The 17546-nt window shown below is 44.4% G+C and carries 18 protein-coding genes, 1 pseudogene and 2 riboswitches; of the genes and pseudogenes, 18 read left to right on the forward strand and 1 reads right to left on the reverse strand.

The window, feature by feature from the left end; genetic code table 11:
- Positions 1-1884: 1884 nt before the first annotated feature.
- The 5 genes and pseudogenes from A3KS_RS24350 to A3KS_RS0118770 all read left to right on the forward strand — a co-directional run.
- Positions 1885-2445, forward strand: a pseudogene (locus A3KS_RS24350) (SbcC/MukB-like Walker B domain-containing protein); the annotation flags it as partial.
- 41 nt (positions 2446-2486) lie between these two features.
- Positions 2487-3167, forward strand: coding sequence for a M48 family metallopeptidase (locus A3KS_RS0118755; RefSeq protein ID WP_026396200.1), 681 nt, complete (start codon positions 2487-2489; stop codon positions 3165-3167).
- Between the two features lie 366 nt (positions 3168-3533).
- Positions 3534-3908, forward strand: a complete 375-nt coding sequence (locus A3KS_RS0118760; RefSeq protein WP_026396201.1) for a GntR family transcriptional regulator — start codon at positions 3534-3536, stop codon at positions 3906-3908.
- 1 nt (position 3909) lies between these two features.
- Positions 3910-4767 carry an ABC transporter ATP-binding protein gene (locus A3KS_RS0118765; protein WP_026396202.1) on the forward strand — a complete coding sequence of 286 codons (858 nt, stop codon included), beginning with the start codon at positions 3910-3912 and terminating at the stop codon, positions 4765-4767.
- The gene (locus tag A3KS_RS0118770) at positions 4767-5387 is read left to right on the forward strand and encodes an ABC-2 transporter permease (protein WP_026396203.1); all 621 of its coding nucleotides are present in this window, start codon (positions 4767-4769) and stop codon (positions 5385-5387) included. Before A3KS_RS0118765 ends, A3KS_RS0118770 begins: the two co-directional genes overlap by 1 nt.
- Positions 5388-5494: 107 nt before the next feature.
- On the opposite strand, the gene A3KS_RS0118775 is transcribed toward A3KS_RS0118770, so the two are convergent.
- Entirely contained in the window at positions 5495-6358 is an 864-nt protein-coding gene (locus tag A3KS_RS0118775) for a 4Fe-4S binding protein (protein ID WP_084505081.1), read from the reverse strand.
- A 224-nt stretch (positions 6359-6582) separates the two neighbouring features.
- Here A3KS_RS0118775 and A3KS_RS0118780 point away from each other — a divergent pair, with 224 nt between their 5' ends.
- The 13 genes from A3KS_RS0118780 to A3KS_RS0118845 form a co-directional block, all read left to right on the forward strand.
- Positions 6583-7305, forward strand: coding sequence for an ABC transporter ATP-binding protein (locus A3KS_RS0118780; RefSeq protein WP_026396205.1), 723 nt, complete (start codon positions 6583-6585; stop codon positions 7303-7305).
- Complete coding sequence (locus A3KS_RS0118785; RefSeq protein WP_026396206.1) at positions 7305-8990, forward strand: hypothetical protein; 1686 nt, start codon at positions 7305-7307, stop codon at positions 8988-8990. The genes A3KS_RS0118780 and A3KS_RS0118785 overlap by 1 nt, the downstream gene beginning before the upstream one ends.
- An 87-nt stretch (positions 8991-9077) precedes the next feature.
- Complete coding sequence (locus A3KS_RS0118790) at positions 9078-11138, forward strand: thioredoxin domain-containing protein (protein WP_026396207.1); 2061 nt, start codon at positions 9078-9080, stop codon at positions 11136-11138.
- Between the two features lie 58 nt (positions 11139-11196).
- Positions 11197-11640, forward strand: a complete 444-nt coding sequence (gene msrB / locus A3KS_RS0118795; RefSeq protein ID WP_242834798.1) for a peptide-methionine (R)-S-oxide reductase MsrB — start codon at positions 11197-11199, stop codon at positions 11638-11640.
- 105 nt (positions 11641-11745) lie between these two features.
- The gene (locus A3KS_RS0118800) at positions 11746-12081 is read left to right on the forward strand and encodes a hypothetical protein (RefSeq protein WP_156913375.1); all 336 of its coding nucleotides are present in this window, start codon (positions 11746-11748) and stop codon (positions 12079-12081) included.
- 21 nt (positions 12082-12102) lie between these two features.
- The gene (locus tag A3KS_RS0118805; RefSeq protein WP_026396210.1) at positions 12103-12588 is read left to right on the forward strand and encodes a ferritin-like domain-containing protein; all 486 of its coding nucleotides are present in this window, start codon (positions 12103-12105) and stop codon (positions 12586-12588) included.
- A gap of 143 nt (positions 12589-12731) precedes the next feature.
- Positions 12732-12926, forward strand: a riboswitch (cobalamin riboswitch).
- 116 nt (positions 12927-13042) lie between these two features.
- A complete protein-coding gene (gene cobK / locus A3KS_RS0118815) occupies positions 13043-13816 on the forward strand; it encodes a precorrin-6A reductase (protein ID WP_026396211.1) in 774 nt (257 codons plus the stop codon).
- 41 nt (positions 13817-13857) lie between these two features.
- On the forward strand, positions 13858-14727 hold the full coding sequence (cbiQ, locus tag A3KS_RS0118820; protein ID WP_026396212.1) for a cobalt ECF transporter T component CbiQ: 870 nt from the start codon (positions 13858-13860) through the stop codon (positions 14725-14727).
- Positions 14728-14752: 25 nt separating this feature from the next.
- Positions 14753-15580 carry an energy-coupling factor ABC transporter ATP-binding protein gene (locus A3KS_RS0118825; protein ID WP_026396213.1) on the forward strand — a complete coding sequence of 276 codons (828 nt, stop codon included), beginning with the start codon at positions 14753-14755 and terminating at the stop codon, positions 15578-15580.
- A 163-nt stretch (positions 15581-15743) separates the two neighbouring features.
- A complete protein-coding gene (locus tag A3KS_RS0118830) occupies positions 15744-16508 on the forward strand; it encodes an energy-coupling factor ABC transporter permease (RefSeq protein ID WP_026396214.1) in 765 nt (254 codons plus the stop codon).
- Positions 16508-16840 carry an energy-coupling factor ABC transporter substrate-binding protein gene (locus A3KS_RS0118835; protein ID WP_026396215.1) on the forward strand — a complete coding sequence of 111 codons (333 nt, stop codon included), beginning with the start codon at positions 16508-16510 and terminating at the stop codon, positions 16838-16840. Before A3KS_RS0118830 ends, A3KS_RS0118835 begins: the two co-directional genes overlap by 1 nt.
- A gap of 42 nt (positions 16841-16882) precedes the next feature.
- Positions 16883-17080, forward strand: a riboswitch (cobalamin riboswitch).
- Positions 17045-17218: a hypothetical protein gene (locus A3KS_RS23675; protein WP_156913377.1), complete on the forward strand. Its 174-nt coding sequence runs from the start codon at positions 17045-17047 to the stop codon at positions 17216-17218. Its footprint overlaps the riboswitch before it by 36 nt.
- Positions 17219-17267: 49 nt before the next feature.
- Positions 17268-17546, forward strand: a 279-nt coding sequence (locus tag A3KS_RS0118845) for a transposase (protein ID WP_026396217.1), incomplete at its 3' end; no start/stop codon positions are given.

Raw genomic sequence — 17546 nt, forward strand, 5'->3', positions numbered from 1 at the left:
AAAGAAGCCCAATTAGTTTTGGAAACGGAAATCCGTGAGCTGAATAAAAAAATGGATGAGGAAAATCATCGCAAGGTCAGTCTGGAAAATGAAAAAGCCCTGCTGACTCAGGCGCTGGAAAAAGAAAAAAAGCAACTTGATGCACAACGCCGGGAGGAAAAGCAGTGTCGGATCGAACCGGATTATCGGGAAAAAATCAGCCGGGGGATGGCCATCACCGAGGAAATTATTCGGCTAAACAAAGAAATTGAAAGCGATGAGATACGGCTGGCGAAAAATCTGACGGAAACAAACAAGCTTCGTGAAAGCGAGCAAAAGCTGGCCGAACAGCAGCAGGTAAAAGAAACGGAACAAGCAAGTGTTGAGCAGGAGCTTAACGCTCATGAAAAGGCCCGGCCGGCGACCTGGGACAGCATCGGGAAGGAAAAAGAGGAAATCACGGGTATTAAAAATATCTTTCTCAAACAAAGGGCCAGTAAAGCGAGTCTTGAAGCGCTGGAAAGTCAGCTTGATACCCTGATTCAAACCATTGAGACTAAAAAGGCAGCGGAAAAGCTTTTAAAGGAAAAAAATGCAGCGGTAGAAATTGAACTGATTCATCTGGAAAATAAAAACATCGGGCTTAAACTCCGGGAACAGCTCCGAACCGGCGAACCCTGCCCGGTTTGCGGCGCAACGGAGCATCCGCTGACGGACTATTCAGACGAATCGGATGACGCCATCCGTGAGGAAGTCATCAGAAAGGCCCACCAGCAACAGGAGCGGGAATTGGCCGAACTGGCGGCAGACATTGCTCAACTAACCGGCAGCTTTACCGTTCTGGTTGAAAATCAGAAGAATCTCAAAACTGAAATCGCTACTCTTGGTGACCCGATTCCCCCAGGACAGCCGGAGTTGCTGGAGGCCGCCAATACTGAGCTGAGTCAGGCTATGGAAGCCTGGGAAGTGCTGCTGAAAAATCTGGAATCACGGAACCATGAAGCAAAAAACCAGTTATTAAAGCTGGAAGGTGATCTTAAAGAAATAACAGCCGGTAAGCAAGCGCTGCTGTTACAGACCCAGGAGCTGGAAGAACTTATAAAGAATAAGGAAACAGCGTTACGTGAGCTGGTAGCTGAAGGGACGGAATTAAGAATTAAGCTCAAGGTTCCAAAAGCCTTTGATTTTCATACCGCCAATGAAACCATTAAAAAGATGGATCAGCGCCGGGGCGAATTGATGGACAGTCTGGAAAAACTGGAAAATGAATTGACTGCCCATCAACAGCAGCTGAAAATACTGGATGAAAGCATTCATGGTATTAACCGACAGGTTCAGGAGTATCTATTGCTGATTGGCGAAAAGGCCAGGCAGTATAAAGAAAAAAGAGTTGCCATTGAGGAAAAGTTGGGTAAAGATTATGAGTTGAAAGAGTTGGGTGAATTAAAAGATAAGTTTATCGGTAATATCAAATGGATCGAAAATGCCTGGAACACGGCCAGGAAAAAGCTGGATATCGCTCAGGAAGAGTATGGCAAAATTCAGGAAGCAGTGACCATTATGAAAGCCAATCTGCAGACTTTGCAAAGTCAATTTGACACCACCAAAACAACCTTGAAAAAGCAGCTGAATAACCTGGGTTTTAACGATCTGACCACGGCTATAAACGCCTGTATCGACGACCAAACCATCAAAAATTTGGAAATGGAGATTGATAGTTATTACCAGAACCGTACTAAATTAAGTGGTAAGCTGGAAGATCTGAACAAAAAAATTAATAACAGAGAAATGACCACAGCTGCTTATGGCGAGATCGTAACATCACATCAGGTGTTAGAAGAAAGTATTGAGCAGCAGAAGGCCCTGGAAATCCGCTTAAAAGCCAGCATTGACGAATTGGAAAAGCGTCTGGCCGAATTGGCAAACTATTTAGAGCAAAAGGAACAGCTAGATCATCGACTGGCCCTGATTGCTGATCTGGAAAAACTGTTTTCGGGAAAACGTTTTGTCGAGTTTGTGGCCGTTTCCCGGCTCAAGTACATCTCTATTGAGGCATCCAAACGGCTCACCGATATCAGCAACGGTAATTACGGACTGGAAGCCGATGATGAGGGGAAATTTATTATCCGGGATTACAAAAACGGCGGTGCCGCCCGAGATGCTTCGACATTATCTGGCGGGGAAACCTTTCTGGCCTCATTATCGCTGGCGCTGGCGCTGTCTGCGGAGATACAGTTAAAAGGACGGGCACCGCTGGAATTCTTCTTTCTCGATGAGGGCTTTGGTTCGCTCCATGAAGATGCTCTGGAGGTGGTGATGAACTCTATTGAAATGTTACATAACGACCGCCTGAAGGTGGGGATCATCAGCCATGTGGAATCGATCAAGAACCGGATGCCGGTTAAACTGCTGATTACGCCCGGCGAAGCCGGAGTCGGCGGCAGCAAGGTGCGCATTGAGAAATAAGACGGATTAAAAAAGTGGATTAAAATAGTAAAAGGATCAAGATGACAAAGGATTATACAATCAAGTATTCAAAGCGAAAAACGATGGGCCTTTATATTACCAGAAATGCTGAGATTGAGGTACGGGTTCCCAATGGAACGCCCCAAAAAATCGTAGCGGATTTTGTTAACCAGCACCAGCAATGGATTAGTACCCACCACGGGGCGGTGGCTCAACAGGTGGCGGAGCGGGAAAATTTCGAACTGAAATTTGGGGCCGCTCTGCTATTCCTAGGCCATGAATTTCCCCTGGAGCCGGTAGAAAAACCAGCTTTCGGCTTTGATGGCCAGCATTTTTATGCCTATGCCCAGATGTCGGCCGAGGAATTAAGAACCAGTCTGGTGGGTGTCTACCGAACGCTGGCAAAAAAAGTGCTCAGTGATATAGTGGAAGAAATGGCAAAACATATGGGACTAAAGCCCAAGGCCGTCAAAATTAACGCTGCCCGATCCCGATGGGGTTCTTGCTCCAGTGCCGGCAATCTCAATTTTTCCTGGTATCTGGTGATGGCCGAAGAGGCCACCATTCGCTATGTGGTCGTTCACGAGCTGGCCCATCTCATTGAAATGAACCATTCTCCGAACTTCTGGCGAATCGTGGAACAGGTTTTACCCAATTACAAAGCGGAACGGGAAAAACTGAAAAAACTCCAGAAAAAATTAAGCGTTCAGTGCTGGGAATAAGCGAGATTATCTCGCTTATGAGGATGTCGAAAAACTACCGCACCGACCAATTGTTAATCTGTTGTTCGCCGCGCCATGCGAAATCCGCTTTGCTCCTTTCGCATTGGTCGCGGGCAGTCGCCAACTACAAGCAAGCTTGTGATTGGCTCGTTGCCTGCGCGAAAATCGGACAGGCTCTGCCGTGTCCGCTCCGATGCGTACAACATGATGTAACAATTGTCGGTACTAGGTTATCTTTTTTTACAGTCTGATAAGCGAGACCATCTCGCTTATTTTTTTTGCTTAAAAACTTGACATGTGCAGAAAAAGAGTTTATAGTGTGCATATAGTATATATACACTAAGACAAACGAAATGAGGTGATACGTTGAATATCGTCATCAGCAATTCCAGTGACAAACCGATTTATGAGCAAATTGCCCAGCAGATCAAGAAGATGATTATCAGCGGCGAGCTGAGTCCCGGAGATGCCCTGCCAAGTATGCGTTTTCTGGCCAAGGAGCTGCGAATCAGTGTGATCACCACCAAACGGGCCTACTCGGATCTGGAACGGGATGGTTTTATTGAAACGGTTACCGGCAAGGGGAGTTTTGTGGCCAACCAGAACTTATCCTTTATCCGGGAAGAGCAATTGCGGCTGGCTGAGGAGTTTTTGCAGAAAGCAGTCGATGTTGCCAGAAGCAGTGACATCTCATGGGCCGAACTCAGTGAACTGTTAGAATTATTGTATAAGGGAGAATAACATGATTAATGCCATTGAAATTAAAAATTTAAACAAAAATTATCAGGATTTTCAACTCAAAGATGTCAGCTTTAAGGTGCCTAAGGGTAGTATCGTCGGCTTTATCGGTGAGAATGGGGCCGGCAAAACAACAACCATTAAAGCAATCCTGAATCTGGTCAAACGGGATGGGGGAACCATTGAGATGCTGGGAATGGATACCTTAAAAGATGAGAAAAAAATAAAAGAATCAGTCGGCGTTGTGATGGATGGCTGCAACTTTCACGACAATTTAAAAACGGGTGATATCTCAAAGATGCTGGCCAGTATCTATAAAAACTGGAATCAGAAATTGTATCAGCAGTATCTGAAAAAATTCAAGCTCCCGGAAAATAAGATCATCAAGGAATTTTCCCGGGGGATGAAAATGAAGCTGCAGATTGCGGTGGCGCTATCCCATGAACCAGAGTTGCTGATTTTAGATGAAGCCACCAGCGGACTGGACCCGATTGTCCGGGAGGAAATTCTGGACGTGTTTATGGAGTTTATCCAGGATGAAGAACATTCCATTTTGATATCGTCCCATATTACCAGTGATCTCGATAAAATCGCTGACTATATTGTCTTTATTCATCAGGGTGAAATTCTGCTGGATCAGGAAAAAGAGAACCTGCTGTCTAAAATGGGGGTTTTAAAATGTGGCGAAGAAGATTTTCGTAAGCTTGAGGGCGATGAATATATCCGTTATCGCAAAAATCAGTTCAGTTTTGAGGTGCTGGTGAATGACAAGGTGGCCATTCGGAAAAAATATCCCGAGGCTGTTGTTGATGGGGTAACCATTGAAGAAATTATGTTGTTTTATATAAGGGGGGGAAAATAATGAAGGGATTGATTTTAAAAGATCTGCTTAACTTAAAAAGTACATTCAAAATGCTGGGAGTGATGATTTTCGTTTTTGCGGTTATTTACATACCCCAGGGAAATGGTTTTGTCTTTGGGATGATTATCCTGATGTTTGCGATGATGGTGGTGACCACGATTAGCTATGATGATCTGGCCAAGTGGGACGCTTACGCCTTGACCATGCCAGTAACCCGAAAAGAAATGGTGCTCAGTAAATATCTGGTGATGGCACTCTTAAACACCCTGGGGGTGGTATTGGCCTTAATCGTCGGAGCAGTCGGCAGCGTAATCATGGGACAAAGCTTTTCTACGGAAGTTCTGGTCACTATTGGAGTGCTCTATTTGATTGCTTTTAGTTTTGGTTCATTGATGGTTCCGTTAATTTACCGATTTGGCACCGAAAAAGCCCGGATCATGATGTTCCTCTGTGCCCTGATTCCCACCGGACTGATTCTGTTGTTTACACAGATAAAGATCCCTCTGCCGGAAGCGGCCAATCCATTGATTTATTTCTTTTTGCTGCTTGGCTTTACCGTCATAATGGTGTTTGTTTCCTTTTTTATTTCGCTACGGATTTATAGTAACAAAGAATTTTAGAACAAAGAAAAATTCGGTAAAATATACGGAGTAAAAACAATAAAAGGGGGCTGAAAAATCAGCTCCCTTTATTGTTCGTTCGGTACCAGTTTGCTAAAAGATACTAGTTAATCTTCCAGCCGTTCCTGCAAAGAATCTTCGAAGGCATTGATCCCGATGCGGTCGAGCACGGCAGAAATCCGTTCACCGTCTTTGCCCAGTTCCAGATAGGTAGCCAGAATTTTTTCAATCAGAGTGGGAATTTCTGCGGCGGCATACAAGTCTGTTAAGCGGTCGCCGAAGCGGTAACCCCGACCCATCCGGCCACCCAGATAAACGGCAATGCCGCGAACCTCTTCGGTGATCGCACCAGTGGTGCATACCTGGGCACACTTGCCACAATTGACGCATTTTCGCTCATTCCAAAGGAGCTTTTGATTGAGCATCGTCAGCGATTGAGCCCGACAGACCTTGGTGCATTTTCCACAGTTAATACAGGCATCCCAGTCAAATTGAATATAGGCCTGTCCCACCAAGCCGATATCATTGGTGTTGGCCTTGGCGCAATTGTTGGGGCAGCCGACAAAGGTGATTTTTGTTTTGGCATGAAGGTCGCGGCCGAAAAACTGGTCATGGCAGATGCCGCACAGCTTCTGGGTATCATAAAGACCATGTTGGCAAACGGTGCCCTTACAGGCAACCAGAGGCCGGACCTTTTTACCGGTGCCACCGTAAACCAGGCCGCCGGCGGTGAGGGCAGATTTAACGGCTTCAATATCGTCGTGACGGATCCAGGGAATTTCAATGGCCAATCGAGTCGTTTCACCCAGATAACCCCGGCCATATTTTGCGGTGATTTCCGCCAGAGTCTGGAATTCTGCTGAAGTGAAATTTCCGGCCCGGCTTAATACTCGAATGGAAAAATAACCCTCCTGCTGCTGGGCTAAGATCCCCTGGGCTTTCAAAGCTGCAATTTCATTTTGTGTGATCACGCGGTCACCTGCTTTCCTAAAGGTATCAGGCAATTCCAAAAAAATAAATGGTCACGGCTGTGATATTCGCCCATATCATCGTGGACCAGTTACTCTTTTGGAATAGCAATGGTTTATTTTCTCTATTGTAAGCTTAGTTTCTAAAAACAATATTAAATTTTACCCGCTCAAAATGTCGGTGTTGTGTTAAAATAAACAGAATCATAAAGAATTAAGGAGCGACTATGCTGAAACTTGAACATATCTCAAAAACCTATGGTAATAAAAATGAAAAAGCCGTCGATGACGTCAGCTTTGAAGTATATCCGGGTGAAATCTTTGGATTTGTTGGACCCAATGGGGCTGGAAAAACGACCACCATTAAAATGATTGTCAGTCTGCTGGCTCCCAATAGCGGTAAAATTACGATTAATGGGATTGATAATCAGAACGATATCCTGGCGGCAAAAAAACAATTCAGCTATGTGCCAGATAGTCCGGAGTTGTTCGAAAAGATTAAGGGCATTGAGTATCTGAAATTTATGGCCGATGTTTATCAGGTACCAGCGGTAGAAAGACAGGAACGGATCGAGAAATACCTGGATATTTTTGAAATCAAAGATGCCGTCAACGATCCGATCGGATCCTTTTCCCATGGGATGAAGCAGAAACTGGCCCTGGTGGGGGCACTGATCCATGATCCCCAGGTATTTATCCTCGACGAACCGATGGTCGGTCTGGATCCCAAGGCGTCTTTTGAGTTGAAAAAGATTATGCGCGACCATTGCGATCGGGGCCGGTCGGTGTTCTTTTCCACCCATGTTCTGGATGTGGCCGAAAAAATCTGTGACCGGATTGCCATTATTAAAAAGGGTAAGATTATCGAAGTGGGAACCATGGCTGAGATTCGGGAAAAAGCCGGGAGTCAGGAATCATTGGAAAATATTTTTCTGGAGTTGACCGAGTAATGAAAGAAGTAGTTAATTTAACCAAATTATTTATCAATGAGTCATTGGGACTGTCATTGTTTTTTTATAATCAGAAATTTAATAGAAAAGAGTTTTACAAACAGTTATTTACCCTGATTATTGTACCGGTCGCCCTGATCCCGGCCTTTTTTATGTACGTTTCATTAATGTCCGCCACGTATTTTGGGTTGACAATGATTAATCAGACCTCCGTTTTTTTAAGTATCGGCTATATTATGGCAACAGTACTGATTATCGTTTTTGGGGTTATGTATATTCTGTCAGAATTTTATTTTTCCGACAATATCGAAGAACTGATCCCGCTGCCGATCAGCCAGAGAAAACTGATTGTGGCAAAATTCTTAAGTATTCTGGTCTTTGAATATATTTTTGCAGCTTTCATTTTTGGACCAATTTTGATTATTTATGGGGTTGGTCAGGGAATGGGACTACTTTATGTGCTGTTATCCTTTTTGGTCTTTCTGACCATTCCAGTGCTGCCGCTGTCGTTGATGACCGCCCTGATTATGCTGATGATGCAATCAGCGTCTCTCAAAGGCCGGAAAGACATGTTGCAGATCGTTTTCGTCTTTATCGGCCTTGTTGTTATATTTGGAGTGCAGATCTGGTTTACCAGTCAACTGGGGAATGGTGATGAGGTTGATTTTCAGCTTCTGATGAATACGATGCTGACGAACAACGAGGGCTTTTTAAATATCATTGGCTATATTATGCCAACCAGCTTTTTAATGGCCTGGACGCTGAATAAAATCACCCTGATGTCTTTTGCCTGGGTGGGTGCCCTGTTGGGAATTACCTTGTTATCCGGTGCCCTGATGGTTGCAATCGGGGAGCGGGTTTATCTGAAAAGTATTGTCAGTGGAAAAACCATCAAAAAGGGTAAACAATTAAGCGGTGCCCAGCGCAACAAAGCCCTGGGTAAAAAAAGTCATGGGGCGATGGCGGTATTTACCATGGATTTGCGGCTGCTGTTACGGACGCCGGTTTACTTTTTCAATAATATCAGCGTGGTTATTATTGCCCCGCTTTGCATTCTCCTCAGCGTGTCATTTATTGAAATCCCCCCGGAAGATCTACAGGGGATGCAGGATTTTTTTAGAGCGATGCCGCTTTTGATCAACTATTTACTGATTGCCTTTTTTATCTTTTTTGGCGGCACCTCTGCCACCACCGCCACCACCTTTTCCCGGGAAGGGAAGGCCTCCTGGCTGACCCGAATGATCCCGGTGACGGCCAGGGACCAGATCGTCGGGCGTACTGGCGTCGCAATGCTGATTCAAAGTCTGGGGATCGTTTTTACCATCATCTCGATTCAGTTCATTTTCCCCTTAACCCTGTCCACTTTACTGGTAACCGTCATTTTGGGGATTCTGGGATCATTGCCGATTTTGCTATTTGGACTGTTCATGGATATGAACCGACCGCTGCTTAATTGGGATAATCCTCAAAAGGCGATCAAAAACAATATGAATGTGGTCATCACGCTTTTTGTCGGTATGGCCTATACCGGGCTACTGATTGGGGTCTGTGGTTTGCTGGGATATTTTATCAACCCTTTACTGGGGTATGGTATGTTTATGATGATCAGCGTAGCTATCAGTGTTGTTTTTTACAAGGTGATCAACAATCGCCTGGAAGCGGAATTTCTAAATTTTGAGTCGTAAATTAAAGCCGAAGTTAAAGGTTGCGAATCATAATAGCAATAAGAATGATTTTAATCAGTGAATAGTACAAAAAGGAGTTGAAGAAAAATGCCACTCGACGACGTTCAAAAGAAAGCGAATCGACTTGTTCATGAAATGAGTCCATATTTATTACAGCATGCCTATAATCCGGTTAATTGGTATCCCTGGTCGGATGAGGCGTTCAATCTCGCCAAGAGACAGGATAAACCAATTTTTCTTTCGATTGGCTACAGCACCTGTCACTGGTGTCATGTGATGGAAAAAGAATCCTTTGAGGATGACAGCGTGGCAGAAATCCTGAATAAATATTTTATCAGCATTAAGGTGGACCGGGAAGAACGGCCGGATATTGATCAGATTTATATGACCTTTTCCCAGGTCAGCACCGGTCAGGGCGGCTGGCCCCTTAATGTTTTTTTAACCGCCGACCGAAAACCCTTTTATGTCACCACATATCTACCCAAACAGTCCCGTTACGGACACCCTGGCATTATCGATGTGCTGCTGGGGATTGAAAGTCAGTGGCGAAAAAATAATGAAGACATTGTCCATTCAGCCAACAAGATGACCGGACTGCTAAATGACCTGGAGGAAAGAAAAGGCGAAACGGAAATAAAGCGGACGATTTTTTTTGATGCCTACGATTTTTTTGATGAAAGCTTTGATGATCGCTACGGCGGCTTTGGTAAGTCCCCTAAATTTCCGACCCCTCATCATCTGTTCTATTTATTGCGTTGCTATCAGGCCTTTAAACAACCGGATGCCCTGGTGATGGTGGAAAAAACCCTGCAGCAGATGTACAAGGGCGGACTCTTTGATCATGTCGGGTTTGGCTTTTCCCGCTATTCAACCGATGAACAATGGCTGGTTCCCCATTTTGAAAAAATGCTTTATGACAATGCCCTGATGATTATGGTTTATGCTGAAACCTATCAGGCCACCGGTAATGAATTATATAAAAAAATAGCCGAAAAAACGATCACCTATGTCAATCGCGATCTGCGCTCTGCGGATGGCGCCTTTTACAGTGCCGAGGATGCTGACACGGAAGGTGAAGAAGGTAAGTTCTATCTCTGGTCGATGGATAAGGTCGAAAAAATATTGGGCAAAAAGCGGGCCGAGGTCTTTTTTAAGTTCTATCCGATGACGCCCAAAGGCAATTTTGAGGGCAAGAACATTATCAATATGATCAATAGCGATCTCGATCTGATCGAAGCCAATCCGGAGCTGGAAAAAGCCCTCGATGAGATGACCGCGGATCTCTTTGCCCAGCGGGAGAAGCGGGTTCATCCCCATAAGGATGATAAGATCCTGACCTCGTGGAATGGTCTGATGATTGCAGCATTAGCCATGGCTGGCCGGATATTCAATAAGACCGTCTATATCAAACAGGCCGAAGAGGCGATGGCCTTTATTGAAACCAACATGACCAGGCGCAATGGCCGTCTCTATGCCCGGTATCGAAAGGGTGAGGCCAAAATCCTGGCTTATCTGGATGATTATGCCAGTCTCATCTGGGGATATCTGGAGCTTTATCAGGCCAGCTTTAAAACTGACTATCTGGAAAAAGCGATTGTCCGGGCAGTGGATATGATCAACCTCTTCGGTGATGAATTTGGCACCGCCGGTTTTTTTCTATACGGAAATGATGCCGAACAACTGATTGCCCGGCCCAAGGAAGTTTATGATAATGCCAAGCCATCAGGCAATTCCCTGGCCGCCTATTGTTTGCTTAAATTGGGAAAAATAACCGGGGAACAAAAATATATTGATATTGTCAATGGCATGTTCGCCTATTTTGCCGGAAACCTGAATCAGGCGCCAATGGCCAGTACGATGATGCTCTGTGCAAAATTATTCCATGAACAGCCAACCACCGAGGTAGTCTTTGCCGGATATGAGAAGGATACGACGATCCGGGAAATGAACCGCCGCTTGAACCAGCAGTTTTTACCTTTTTCAGTGGTGCTTTTCAACAAAAGCGAAACCGATCTGAAAAAGATCAATGAGTTTGCTGTCAATCAGCAGATGATTCATGGCGAACCGACGGCCTATATCTGTAAAAATTACCGCTGTGAGCAACCGGTGAATGATCTTGAAACCTTTCTTAAAATTATTGAAGACTGATTAACGCTCGGGAAGATGGGGTAGTAATAGAACAATGACAAGAAAGGCAGGAATCAGTATGAAATACGAAAAAAAAGATCAGGACACCTTAGTAAAAACCCTGACGCCGGATCAATACGCGGTGACCCAGAAAAATGCCACCGAACCGCCGTTTCAGAATGAATATTATAATGAATACCGCAAAGGCATTTATGTCGATATCACCACCGGGGAACCGCTTTTTTCGTCCAGTGACAAATTTGAATCGGGTTGCGGCTGGCCCAGTTTCGCCAAGCCGATTGACCCGAAAGTGGTCAAAGAACCCAGTGACACTACGCTACGGATGAAGCGAACCGAGGTCCGTAGCGTCACCGGCGATGCCCACCTGGGTCATGTGTTTGAGGATGGCCCGATCACTACCGGGGGCTTGCGATACTGCATCAACAGTGCAGCCCTCCGCTTTATTCCGGCCGACGAAATGGAAGCCCAAGGTTACGGCGCTTATTTAAAATTGGTTGATTAAATGATGGGATTAAGGGTATATCGATAGTACATCGTATAGGTAAATGCGAAAACCATGTCAGTTACGCAAACACCTAACAAATTTTATTTTGTGAGGAGTGATTTAATGCCAAAGGTAATGCCAAACAACAAACGATGGCCAAGAGGCGGTAAAATGAACCAGAAAAGACATATCGACATGACTGCTGAAGAAAAGGCCAACATTGCCACCTGTACCGGAAATAAGGATGAGCATCCCTGTAAAAATCCGGTTTTTCGCTGTTCGGAATGCGGGAACTACGGTTGTGATCAGGAAGTTCTGGATAAGTGTACCGAACAGGGATTCAAGAACGGCAAGTGTCTGCATTGCGGGGCAACGGGCACCCGGATACCAGTTATGAAAGACGAGATGGTGGAATTTATCGCCCAGTGGGAAAAAGAGGTTCCAGGAATAGAATCCTGATTAATATTGAGGTGAAAGTGAATGAATAGTATTGAATTTGCAATAAAGATGGAACTCGATGGCGAAAAGTATTACCGGGAACAAGCAGAAAACAATCAGGATAATAGCTTAAATGCCGTTTTTTTATTGTTGGCAGAGGACGAAAACGGTCACGCCAAACTGTTAAAAAACGAGCTGGAAAAAATAACCTATGACTTAGCCGATAATGAAACATTGGCAGATACTGGCAACGTCTTTAAAGATCGGAGTGAGTTCAAGAACAAATTTGAAAAAATTCCCAATCAATTGGATGTCTATCGAATGGCATTGCAAATGGAAAAAGACAGCATTGAACTCTATCAGAAATTTTTGGCCGAAGCAACAGATGAACAGACCAAAAAACTATTTGGTTACCTGGTCAAACAGGAAGAAAATCATTTTAAAATCTTTGATAACCTGATCACGCTGGTTGAACGACCAGATGAATGGGTGGAAGATGCCGAATTTGGAGTCCGGGAAGAATACTAAAACATAGTGTTTTGGATTACTTGCAGACTAAAGTAAAAAATAAAGAGGTTGGACTATCTTCAGAGAAGAGTGGTTCAACTTTTTTTTGCAAAAAAATCCGTGACAAATTTTAATTTATTTGATATAGTACATTGAAACTTAAATTTAATAATAATATAACAGGTGTCGGCTGTAATCAATGTATTATAAGCCGGTGAAAAGGGAAGATGGGTGAAAATCCCACGCGGTCCCGCCGCTGTAAGAGAAGAGTTCCTCCAGGAATGCCACCACTTTGTTGGGAAGGCAGGAGGTAATGTTGACGCTTGAGCCAGAAGACCTGCCTGTTTGTATATCTCAAACTCTACGAGAGATGGAGGAGGTTTATTTTTGTGCGCATTTTTGCGACCTCATTGTCTTGTTTAGAGATAATGAGGTTTTTTTGTGCAAAAATGTAAATAGAGAGTGATGGAGCAAGATGTCAAAAGTATTAGTAATAGCCGGGACAACCGATGCAAAGACAGTAATCGAGAGACTATTAGAAAAAAAACATGACGCGGCAGTAACGGTCACCACTCGATTGGGTGCCGGCATGCTGGATGAGTTCAAAAATCTGGATATTTATCAGGGCAAACTGAACAAGGAGCATATTACCGAATTAATCAGAACGCTTAAACCGGCCTGTTTAATTGATGCGGCCAATCCCTTTTCAACAGAAATAACCCGCAATGCCATCAATGTCTGCAAATTAGAAGCCCTGCCCTATATTCGTTATGAGCGGGAGCGGGTGAGCTATGAGGATGACCCGGAGATAACCATTGTCAAGAACTATGGGGAAGCTTGCGATGTCCTGATGAACTGCGAAGGTAATATTCTGCTGACTCTGGGAAGCAATAAGATTGAGACGTTTAAAAAAATTCCCGACTATTCACAGCGGGTTTATCTGAGAGTGTTGCCGGACTGGAAGGTTTTAAGCAAATGCGAAAGCCTGGGATTCAGTCCCAAAAATATGATCGCGATTAAAGGACCGTATAACGAGGCCTTAAACATCGAATTGTTCAAATATTGCCAGGCGTCGGTTCTGGTGACGAAAGAAAGTGGCAATATGGGGGGCGTGGTCGACAAGATCAATGCCGCTAAAAAGCTGGGGATAAAAATCATCCTGGTCGATCGGATCGAAGCGTGCTGCAACAATAAATTCAGTTCGGTGGAAGAGTTGGTGAAATGTGTGGATAGAATTGATGCGGGTTGATTGTGTCAGTAATTGGAAATACTGAAAGGTAAATAATTTAAATGGAAAATAGTGTAGGTAAATCGATCAACTTTATTAAAACCAGTGAAAAAGCCCAACATCAAGCGACGTATCACCATAAAATCGGTCACAAACATGGAGAAGGATCAGCTATTGATTACTATGCCTATGCTTCGAAAATCAGACATTGGAACCCGGGCTTTAAGGTGGCTTTTTCATTTACTACCCTGCTGCTATGCATTGGGTTGAACAATCCCTTTGTGTCGATCGCCGTGATTCTCGGGATGGCTTTCCTGACTGTGGTAAAAGGCGGGCTGCCGCTATCGGCATATCTGTCAGTACTACTGATTCCCTTGACCTTTATCCTGCTGGGAACCATTGCCATCGGGGTTGACTTTTCCCGTCAGCCCTTGGGTCAGTTTAATCTCTATCTCGGCTTGGGCTATATCTTTACATCGGTTGACAAACTCCAGGAAATGGCAGTGCTGATGCTGAAGGTTTTTGGCGCCATCAGTGCGATGATCATGATGACCTTGTCGACACCGTCGGCCGAAATTATAGGAGTACTCCGAAAAGCCCATGTGCCCAAGCTGGTTATTGAACTGATGAATCTGATCTATCGGTATATTTTTATTCTGCTGGATGTTTTTAATAACATGCGAAATTCGGCGGATTCCCGGCAGGGCTATTGTGATTTTAAAACATCCTGCACTACCTTTGGCAGTGTTGCCAGCAATCTGCTGGTGGTTTCACTAAAAAAATCCAATGCCTACTATACTGCCATGGAAGCCAGAGGTTATGACGGCGACCTGGTTTTTCTGGAGGAGGAAAAACCGTTTCAAATTAGCCATCTGTTTATCGCAGCAGGGTTTCTATTTTTTCTGTTGCTGCTTTGGTATGTTACGAAATAATTATCCACTTTGAAAGGTCTAATATATGAAAGAACCAATACTTAAAGTCAACAATCTGCATTACAGCTATGGAACCGGAAATCCGGCCCTGAAAGGGGTTAGTATCAATATTTATCAAGGTGAAAAGATTGCCGTGATCGGGTCCAACGGTTCCGGTAAATCGACGTTTTTTCTTAATGCCAACGGGGTGCTGACGGCTGATCATGGCGAAATCAGCTATCAGGGCACCGTCATTAATAAAAAAAATTTAAAAGAACTGCGCAAAAACATCGGCATTGTTTTTCAAGATGCTGATAACCAGATCATTGCATCCACCGTCATGGCTGAGGTTGGGTTTGGTCCGATGAACTTAAAGCTGCCCCGAGAAGAAGTCATCCGCCGGGTGGATGAGGCGCTAACCTATATGAACATCCTCGATTTTAAGGATCGCCCGCCCCATTATTTAAGTGGCGGTGAAAAAAAGCGGGTCACAATTGCCGACATCATTGCCATGAAATCGGAGGTGATCATTTTTGATGAACCGACCGCGGCCCTGGATCCTCTCAATGCCCAGATGCTGGAAGAGGTGTTGGTAAAACTGGGAGCAGAAGGCAAGACGATGCTGATCTCCACCCATGATGTCGATTTTGCCTATCGCTGGGCCGAGCGGGCGATTGTTTTTAATCAGGGTAAAATTATTGCTGATGGCACGCCGCTGGAGATTTTTCAGAACCGGGAGGTTCTTAAACAGGCCAATCTGAAACGGCCGGCGATGCTGGATGTCTATGAAATGCTGGTAGAGAAAAAAATGGTTAAGAACACCAACGATTATCCCACCAGCCCTGCGGAACTAAAGATCTTATTGGAAAAATAATTAGCATTATCCTGAATCATCAGTGCGATGTTTTAGCGAGGAAAGACAAGGAATGCGATGATTAAAGATTAAGATGGCTTTGCGAAATTTGAAAAGAGCGCTCAAGAGTTTTGCAAACCCTTAATATATAGTTACAACAAGTGAAAAAACAAGAGGAGGAACAATGAACACAAGTTTAAACATCAGAGAAAAAAGATTTATTGCGGTTGCAGCAGCCATCGCGCTGGTATTCGGGTTTACCCCGGTGGCCAGTGCCATGCACATTATGGAAGGCTATCTGCCGGTGGGCTTTAGTGTGGCCTGGGGCGTGATCTGTATCCCATTTTTAATTGCCGGTTACATGGCGATAAAAAAGAACCTCAAGGAAAATCCTAAAACCATTACCTTATTGGCGATGGCTGGAGCCTATGTTTTCGTGTTATCATCGTTAAAAATACCATCCGTAACCGGTAGCTGTTCGCATATGACCGGAACTGGGTTGGGGGCGATTTTATTCGGACCAGCGCCGATGAGTATTCTGGGAGTTATTGTCTTATTATTTCAGGCTATTCTACTGGCTCATGGGGGATTGACAACCCTGGGTGCCAATACCTTTTCAATGGCAATTGCTGGGCCATTTATGACCTATGGTATTTTCATTCTGTGTAAAAAAATAAAGATTAACCGCCATGTTGGGGTTTTTCTGGCAGCGGCCATCGGGGATTTATTTACTTACTGTATCACCGCTTTTCAGCTGGCTTTAGCCTATCCTTCAGAAAGCGGCGGCGTTGCGGCTTCAGTGGTTAAGTTCCTGGCGGTTTTTGCACCGACCCAGGTACCACTGGCTATTATTGAAGGGATTCTGACCGTTGTCATCATTATCGGACTGGAAACCTATGCGCAGCCAGAACTGAATGATCTGGGATATCTTACCGGAGGTGTAAAATAATGACAGCAACAAAAAAAACAGTGATTGGTTTATTGATATTGGTAGCCCTGATTGCCATCGTGCCGCTGTTCATCCTCCAGGATGCTGAATTCGGCGGATCGGACGATGCCGGTAGCGTGGCGATTTCGGAGATTACCGGAACGGAGTATGAACCCTGGTTTACCCCGATTTTTGAAACGGCCATTAATGGTGAAATCCCCGGTGAAGTTGAAAGCTTGTTCTTTTGTTTACAGACCGGTATCGGCGTAGGAATTATTGCTTTTGTAATGGGACGATTTGTGGAACGGAAAAAGCAGGAAGACGGTAAGTCGGGTCTGAAAAAAACCAAGTAGTTTGCCAATTAAGAAGTAGATCGTTTAACAAAAACGAATAAATTGAATAAAAATCGAACAGGTGTCGGTTGCAATCCATTGTATTGCAGGCCGATTAAAAGGGAAAAGGGGTGAAAATCCCCCGCGGTCCCGCCGCTGTAAAAGAAGAGTTCCTCCAAGAATGCCACTGTAGTCATATGGGAAGGTAGGAGGTAATGTTGACGCTTGAGCCAGAAGACCTGCCTGTTTATGCAAAACTCTGCGAGAGACAGAAAAAGGTTTTATTTGCGTGCGTCTATCAAAAAGGGGCTGTCGGGAAATAGCCTCAGCCAAAAAGGGAGTTTGATGGTCAACATCAGACTCCCTTTTGATTTTTTGGCAAAGAAAAAAGATGGCTAAAAAAACCATCTTCCCTCCGTTACACATACAGAATATAATGTAACTACACATGAATACATATTATACAGAATTTTTCGAAAAAGGACAACAAAAAATAAATTTCAATCTGTATCAGATCGGTTTGCCATCCGACGATCCCGTCTTTACCCTGAAAAAAGTTTTGGAGGACTTAAACTATGCCAGTCTGCTGGAAAAATATTCACATCAGGGAAGAAAAGGATACAATCCGATTATGCTGTTCGCCGTGCTGGTTTATGCCAATATGCGGGGTGTTAAGGCAATTGACCGGATCGTAGAATTATGTCGACGCGATATTGCCTTCATCTGG

This window comes from Acetobacterium malicum subsp. dehalogenans DSM 11527, assembly GCF_000472665.1.
In the GTDB taxonomy this organism is placed as follows: domain Bacteria; phylum Bacillota; class Clostridia; order Eubacteriales; family Eubacteriaceae; genus Acetobacterium; species Acetobacterium malicum.